Below are 7,552 nucleotides of genomic sequence, written 5' to 3'. Positions count from 1 at the left end.
ACAATGAAAGAGTCTTTTTGGAAGAAATTCCAAGGAGACTCTTTTTTTTACATCAGTACAAAATAGCGTAAAAAACCATACTAGCCCTATAAGGAGGGATTAGTATGAAAGCATTTTTTGTGAGCAAATGGGTGGGAACTTTATTAACTTGTCTTATGGTTTTACAGGGGTGCTCGGTGAAGATGGACGCCGTGAAAGAGGAACTGGCTCCGCTCCAATCCTTAAAGCATTCGGTGGATACAGGACCTGCACCTAAACCAGAAGCAGCATCCAAACAAGCAGCTCCTCCAGTAAAGGTATCCGCTCAGCGTCAGATGCCTGCTAAGCAGGTCGTCAAAGGGATTTATGTATCAGCCTGGTCTGCGGTAGGCAATAAACTGGAGCAACTGATTGATTTGGTGGATCAAACCGATTTAAACGCAATGGTGATTGATGTGAAGAACGATTCCGGGCAAGTTACATATACCTCGGCCGTACCTATGGTGAATGAGATAGGAGCCAATAGCCATGTTATTATTCGCGATCTGAAAGGGACGCTGAAGAGGTTAAAGGACAAGCATATATATACGATAGCGCGTGTTGTTGTTTTTAAAGACCCCTATTTGAGTAAGAAGAAAAGCAATTATGCGATGAAGACTTATCAAGGCGGCGTTTGGCAGGATAATAAGGGAATAGCTTGGGTGGATCCTTACAAAGAAGAAGTGTGGGAGTATAATCTTCAAATTGCCAAGGAAGCAGCCCAGCTAGGGTTTGACGAGGTTCAATTCGACTATGTGCGATTCCCCGAAAACAGCAAACGGGTTGACGCGGAGGTCAAATTCGATAATCCGAGGAAATGGACAAAAGCACAGGTCATTGAGTCCTTTCTCAGTAAGGCGAAGGAACGTCTGGGGAACGAGGTTTATATATCCGCTGACGTATTTGGTTTAACAACCTCCTCCGACAATGACATGGGCATTGGGCAGGATTGGTCAATGATTAGCAAGCAGGTTCACTATATCTCGCCAATGTTATACCCTTCCCATTATTCGAATGGGATGTACGGAATTAAGTATCCCGATCTGCAACCCTACGCGGTGATTCACAAAGCCATTAGCGATGCCAATGGGAAAAACGCGAACCTGATGCGAGTAAGTGCCCCAACGGCGGAAATCAGGCCATGGTACCAAGATTTTACCGCAACTTGGGTGAAGCCTCATAAGAAATACGGAAATGTTGATGTGAAAGAGCAAATAAAAGCGGCTAGGGAACAGGGCGTGGAACAATTTTTGTTATGGAATTCGAACAGCACATATTCCTATCGTTAACCGAATGTTCTTATTCGGATGGCTGTCGATCTTTAGAGGGGTCCTTTTCCTTGACACGAAAAATGGGCTTTTGTTAAGATTGCAATCATATACGATGAGCAGGATGCTTATTTCGAAGTTTTTGAAGAGAAAAGATCTAAGGAGGAATATGTGTTGTGAGGGAAGACAAGTTTGGTAAAGAAGGTTTAACGTTTGATGATGTGCTGCTGGTGCCAAGGAAGTCTGAAGTGTTCGGTAAGGAGATCGACGTTTCAACAGTTCTTGCTCCTCATGTGAAATTGACTATTCCGTTCATCAGCTCCGCGATGGATACTGTTACGGAATCTGCCCTAGCGATTGCAATGGCCAGAGAAGGCGGTATTGGAATCATCCATAAGAATATGCCAATCGAGCTGCAAGCTGAGCATGTAGACCGTGTTAAGCGCTCAGAGAGCGGGGTTATCACAAACCCATTCTCCTTAACGCCAGAACACCATGTTTATGACGCAGAAGAGCTAATGGCGAAGTACCGGATATCAGGCGTGCCGATCGTAGATGAGACGAACAAGCTTGTTGGGATTTTGACGAACCGCGATTTGCGTTTTGTTCATGATTACTCCATTAAGATTAAAGAAGTAATGACAAAAGAAAGTCTTGTTACAGCTCCAGTGGGAACTACGCTGCAACAAGCGGAAGGCATTCTTCAAAAGCATAAAATTGAAAAGCTTCCTTTGGTCGATGATAATTTCGGTCTGAAGGGATTAATTACGATCAAAGATATCGAGAAGGCGATTCAGTTCCCTAACTCCGCGAAGGACGCACAAGGTCGTTTACTTGTAGGGGCAGCTGTAGGCGTTTCTAAGGATGTTATGGAGAGAGCCGCTGCGCTTGTCAAAGCAGGCATTGACGTGATTGTAGTAGACTCCGCACATGGTCATCACATTAACATTGCTGAAACTGTGAAGAAGATAAGAGCTCAATATCCAGATCTTCCTATCATTGCAGGAAATGTAGCGACAGGTGACGGTACACGTGATCTTATCAAGGCTGGTGCATCCATGGTGAAGGTTGGTATCGGGCCAGGATCGATCTGTACGACACGCGTCATTGCAGGTATCGGTGTTCCGCAAATTACAGCTATTTATGATTGCGCGCAAGCGGCTGCAGAATATGGTGTTCCCGTTATCGCTGATGGCGGTATTAAGTACTCCGGTGACGTGGTCAAAGCGATTGCGGCTGGGGCGAGTGCCGTGATGATTGGTAGTCTTTTTGCTGGGACAGATGAAAGCCCGGGAGAGTCTGAGATTTTCCAAGGACGTAAGTTCAAAGTTTACCGCGGGATGGGTTCTTTAGGCGCCATGAAAGAAGGTAGTAAAGACCGTTACTTCCAAGAAAACGAGAGCAAACTTGTTCCTGAAGGTATTGAGGGACGCGTAGCATATAAAGGGCCGTTAGCTGATACAGTATATCAACTTGTTGGCGGTCTCCGTTCAGGTATGGGCTATTGCGGAGCACGTAACATTCAAGAATTGATTCATGATACGCAGTTTATACGAATTACAGGGGCTGGATTGAAGGAAAGCCACCCTCATGATATTCAAATTACGAAAGAAGCTCCTAACTACTCCTTATAATTGTAACAATTTGGCTATAATTGGAGGCGCAGGATTTGAACCTGTGTCTTCTTTTTTTTGTCTAATAGGGTGTGTTACAATATAAAATGTTATAAAAATTACTAGGGAGAGTGAAGTTGTGAGATTTTTTAGTTTTACAAGGAAAAAGATTGCTTTGGTGTTAGGTGTTAGTTTAATTGCTCAATCCGTACTTTTACATATACAACCGGCGTTTGCCGCAGATACCAAAACACCAGCAGCAACGACAGCTCCTACGACGACTACTGCACCTACAGGGGGCGAGTTGAAGGTCAATGCCAAATCGGCAATTATTATGGAAGCAAGCACAGGCGCTGTTCTTTATGAAATGAATGCTGACGAGGCGCTTCCACCGGCCAGTATGGCGAAGATGATGACAGAGTACTTGGCGATGGAAAGTATCAAAGAAGGTAAATTCAAGTGGGACTCCCAAGTCACGGCTTCCAAAAATGCAGCCGATGTCATTGGTTCCGGCCAGTTGATCGCAGAAAATGAAACGTTATCTTTCAAAGATATGTTCAGTGCGATGTCCATCTATTCCGCAAATGATGCCTCTGTAGCTTTCGCTGAACTTCTGGGTGGGGGATCAGAGGAAAATTTCGCGAAAATGATGAATGAGAAGGCTAAACAATTAGGCATGTCCGACCAGGCTCATTTTATCAGCGCTACAGGTCTTTCTCGTGCCGATTTGAAGAATCCTCCACAATCCATTGAAGGCGAAACGAAAATGACAGCGCGAGACGCGGCTATTCTTGCCTACAACATCCTCAAGGATCACAAGGAAGTTCTCGAATTCACGAAAATTCCTTCGTTAAAGCTGAGACCAACCGATAAAACGCCTATGATCAATTGGAACTGGATGCTGGAAGGCAATTCGACCAATGCTAATTTTAAAAAATATGCGTATACAGGCCTGGACGGTTTGAAAACAGGTTCCACAGATGACGCTGGTTATTGCTTTACAGGAACTGCCGAAAGAAACGGCATGCGTCTTATCACGGTTGTGATGGGAACGAAAACAGAACCTGAGCGTTTTAATGAAACTAGGAAGCTGCTTGATTATGGTTTTAATAATTTCGAGATTAAACCTTTCCTAAATGCAAAACAAGAAATAGATTCTTTGAAAATCGTAAACATTAAGAAAGGCGTTCAAACGCAAGTGCCTCTAGTAACTAAAACGGGACTAACTTTCGTTACGAAAAAAGGCGCGAAGGATACTGATTTTAAAATCACGGCAGAGCCGCTTGAAGAAAGCAAATTGGTAGCTCCAATTGCCAAAGGCGATACGCTCGGTAAAGTAAAAGTTAGCTACAATGGACAAGAGAAAACGGCAGATCTAATTGCCAATGAGGATGTCGAAAAAGGAAGTTGGATTAGGCTGTTGTTCCGCTCCATCAAAAACTTCTTTGGCGATATGTTTAAAGGGATCAAGGGCGGTTCCTAGACCAGATAATGGGTTGTATAATGCCCCTCCTTCATGTAAAATAATTGTTTAGAAGTTTACTATCGAATCGTGTAGGAAACTGTATAAATTCGTACGAAGGTATAGGAGGAAATAAAGAATGGAAACAGGAACATCCCGCGTTAAAACAGGTATGGCCGAAATGCAAAAAGGCGGCGTAATTATGGACGTTATGAACGCCGAGCAAGCAAAGATCGCAGAAGCAGCTGGTGCCTCCGCTGTTATGGCGCTAGAGCGCGTACCTGCTGACATTCGTGCAGCTGGCGGAGTTTCCCGCATGGCTGATCCAACTATCGTTGAAGACGTTATGAAAGTCGTATCCATTCCGGTTATGGCGAAAGCAAGAATTGGGCACTTTGTAGAAGCAAAAGTCCTGGAATCTCTGGGCGTTGATTATATCGATGAGAGTGAAGTTCTGACACCTGCTGATGAAGTGTATCACATCAACAAGCGTGATTTCACGGTTCCTTTCGTGTGTGGTTGCCGTGATCTAGGCGAAGCTTTGCGCCGTATTGGAGAAGGAGCTTCCATGCTTCGTACCAAAGGTGAGCCAGGAACAGGAAACATTGTTGAAGCTGTTCGTCACATGCGCATGATTCAAGGTCAAATTCGCAAAGTTCAAGGCATGTCCAAGGATGAGTTGATGTTTGAAGCGAAAACACTTGGAGCTCCTTATGAACTGATGCTGCAAGTACATGAAACAGGCAAATTGCCAGTTGTTAACTTCGCTGCAGGCGGTGTAGCGACTCCGGCGGATGCTGCTCTAATGATGCATTTGGGTTCCGATGGGGTATTCGTAGGTTCCGGTATCTTCAAATCGGACAACCCAGAGAAATTCGCAAAAGCGATTGTAGAAGCTGTAACACACTATACGGACTTTAAATTAATTGCAGAAATCTCCAAAAACCTAGGCAGCCCTATGAAGGGAATCGAAATCTCCAAGCTGCAAGCTTCCGAACGTATGCAGGAGCGCGGCTGGTAATGACGAAAATTGGGGTTCTCGCGCTTCAGGGCGCGGTAGCAGAGCATATACGTGGCATCGAGAAGGCAGGCGCCGAGGGCGTTGTAGTTAAGCGTACAGAGCAGCTAGCTGAGCTTGATGGCATCATTCTACCAGGCGGAGAAAGTACGACAATTGGTAAGCTTATGCGCACCTATGGTTTCATCGATGCGCTGAGAGAATTTTCTGCGGCAGGAAAGCCGATCTTTGGCACCTGCGCAGGGTTGATTGTTATCGCGAAAGAGATCACCGGGCAGCCGGAAGCTCACCTTGAGCTGATGGATATTACGGTGGCTCGCAACGCATTCGGGCGTCAGCGCGAAAGCTTTGAGACAGATCTGCCGATCAAAGGCATCGACGAGAATGTTCGCGCTGTTTTCATTCGTGCTCCACTGATCGAGAAAGTGGGCCCGGGTGTGGAAGTTCTGGCTACGTATGACGGCCAGATCGTTGCGGCGCAGCAAGGACATCTCCTTGCTGCATCGTTCCACCCTGAGCTGACAGACGATTTCCGTCTGCACAGCTATTTCTTAGATATGGTAAAACAAAGTCAAGCATAATTGATGGTACAAGCACCTTGATATCACCGGATACTTCGGTAAGGGTGCTTGCTTCCATATACAACCATTTTGCGCTAACGGAGGAATCTCCTTGTTTGATGTAAAGTTACTTCGAAACGATTTGGCTGCCGTGCAAGCAGCCATGCAAAACCGTGGAAAGCAGATTGAAGAGCTGAACGGTTTTACAGCATTAGATTTAAAACGCAGAGAGCTTCTGCAAGAAACAGAGCAGCTCAAAAATCGCCGCAACACCGTTTCTCAAGAGGTGGCTGGGCGTAAAAGATCCGGCGAGAACGCCGACGAACTGATTCAGGAAATGAAGGTTGTCGGAGACCGCATTAAAGAGCTTGATGACGAGATTCGCGTATTGGACGAGTCCTTACAGCAAGTTCTCCTCTCCATCCCGAATATGCCTCATCCTAGCGTCCCTGTGGGCCGCTCTGAAGAAGAGAATGTGGAGATGCGCCGCGTTGGCGAGATTCCGCAGTTCGATTTTGAAGTGAAGCCGCACTGGGAAGTGGCGCAAGAGCTGGGCATTCTGGATTTCGAAGCGGCGGCGAAGGTAACAGGTTCCCGTTTTGTGTTCTATAAAGGGCTTGGCGCAAGATTAGAGCGCGCATTGATCAACTTCATGATGGACCTGCACAGCGATGAGCATGGTTATGAAGAAATGCTGCCGCCATATATCGTTAACCGCGATAGCTTAACAGGTACAGGTCAACTTCCGAAGTTTGAGGAAGATGTCTTCAAAGTTGAGAATTCGGAGTATTTCCTAATTCCAACGGCAGAGGTACCGGTTACGAACTATCACCGGGAAGATATTTTAACAACAGAGCAGCTGCCTGTTAATTTTGTTGCATTCAGCGCTTGCTTCCGCTCGGAGGCCGGTTCGGCTGGAAGAGACACACGCGGCTTGATCAGACAGCACCAATTCAACAAAATTGAGCTTGTTAAGCTAGTTAAGCCCGAAGACTCCTATGATGAGCTGGAGAAGCTCACAGGGCACGCTGAGCGCGTTCTACAGCTGTTGAAGCTCCCATACCGTGTGCTATCCCTGTGCACAGGTGATATCGGCTTCACCTCAGCGAAGACGTATGACTTGGAAGTCTGGCTTCCAAATAGCGGCGCGTACCGCGAAATTTCTTCCTGCAGCAACTTCGAAGACTTCCAAGCGCGCAGAGCGAACATTCGCTTTCGTAGAGACACTAAGGCGAAACCGGAATTCGTACATACACTGAATGGTTCAGGACTAGCTCTTGGACGTACGGTGGCGGCAATCCTTGAAAATTACCAACAGGCGGACGGTTCGATTATCGTGCCTGAGGTTCTTGTTCCGTACATGAACAACGTAAAAGTAATTACGAAAAAATAGCACTTGCTTCTTTGCAGGGTTATGTGATACAATGCTTTTTGTCACTGCACAAGGTTGTCTCCTCTAGAGGGGACAGCTATCGTGGAGAGGTGGTCGAGTGGTTTAAGGCAGCGGTCTTGAAAACCGCCGAGGTGCAAGCCTCCGTGGGTTCGAATCCCACCCTCTCCGTAACCATGGTAATACCCCAACCAAAAAGTCATGCGATTCTTAATGAATCGTG

The 7,552-nt window shown here is 46.2% G+C and carries 6 protein-coding genes and 1 tRNA gene; all 7 read left to right on the top strand.

Annotated features, from left to right (window positions below):
* Nucleotides 1-104 precede the first annotated feature (104 nt).
* On the top strand, nucleotides 105-1,307 hold the full coding sequence (locus tag PCH02S_RS12790; protein WP_246069058.1) for a putative glycoside hydrolase: 1,203 nt from the start codon (nucleotides 105-107) through the stop codon (nucleotides 1,305-1,307).
* Between the two features lie 155 nt (nucleotides 1,308-1,462).
* Nucleotides 1,463-2,920: an IMP dehydrogenase gene (gene guaB / locus PCH02S_RS12785; RefSeq protein WP_127453482.1), complete on the top strand. Its 1,458-nt coding sequence runs from the start codon at nucleotides 1,463-1,465 to the stop codon at nucleotides 2,918-2,920.
* 118 nt (nucleotides 2,921-3,038) lie between these two features.
* The gene (locus PCH02S_RS12780; RefSeq protein ID WP_127453480.1) at nucleotides 3,039-4,382 is read left to right on the top strand and encodes a D-alanyl-D-alanine carboxypeptidase family protein; all 1,344 of its coding nucleotides are present in this window, start codon (nucleotides 3,039-3,041) and stop codon (nucleotides 4,380-4,382) included.
* 118 nt (nucleotides 4,383-4,500) lie between these two features.
* Entirely contained in the window at nucleotides 4,501-5,382 is an 882-nt protein-coding gene (pdxS, locus tag PCH02S_RS12775; protein ID WP_127453478.1) for a pyridoxal 5'-phosphate synthase lyase subunit PdxS, read from the top strand.
* Nucleotides 5,382-5,960 carry a pyridoxal 5'-phosphate synthase glutaminase subunit PdxT gene (gene pdxT, locus PCH02S_RS12770; protein ID WP_127453476.1) on the top strand — a complete coding sequence of 193 codons (579 nt, stop codon included), beginning with the start codon at nucleotides 5,382-5,384 and terminating at the stop codon, nucleotides 5,958-5,960. The genes pdxS and pdxT overlap by 1 nt, the downstream gene beginning before the upstream one ends.
* Before the next feature lie 91 nt (nucleotides 5,961-6,051).
* Nucleotides 6,052-7,332: a serine--tRNA ligase gene (serS, locus tag PCH02S_RS12765; RefSeq protein ID WP_127453474.1), complete on the top strand. Its 1,281-nt coding sequence runs from the start codon at nucleotides 6,052-6,054 to the stop codon at nucleotides 7,330-7,332.
* Between the two features lie 83 nt (nucleotides 7,333-7,415).
* Nucleotides 7,416-7,500, top strand: a tRNA-Ser gene (locus tag PCH02S_RS12760).
* The last annotated feature ends 52 nt before the right edge of the window (nucleotides 7,501-7,552 follow it).

The sequence above is a fragment of the Paenibacillus chondroitinus NBRC 15376 genome (assembly GCF_004000765.1).
In the GTDB taxonomy this organism is placed as follows: Bacteria; Bacillota; Bacilli; order Paenibacillales; family NBRC-103111; genus Paenibacillus_E; species Paenibacillus_E chondroitinus.
The sequence above is the reverse complement of the archived record's forward strand: the minus strand, read 5'-3'. Positions and strand labels throughout refer to the sequence as shown.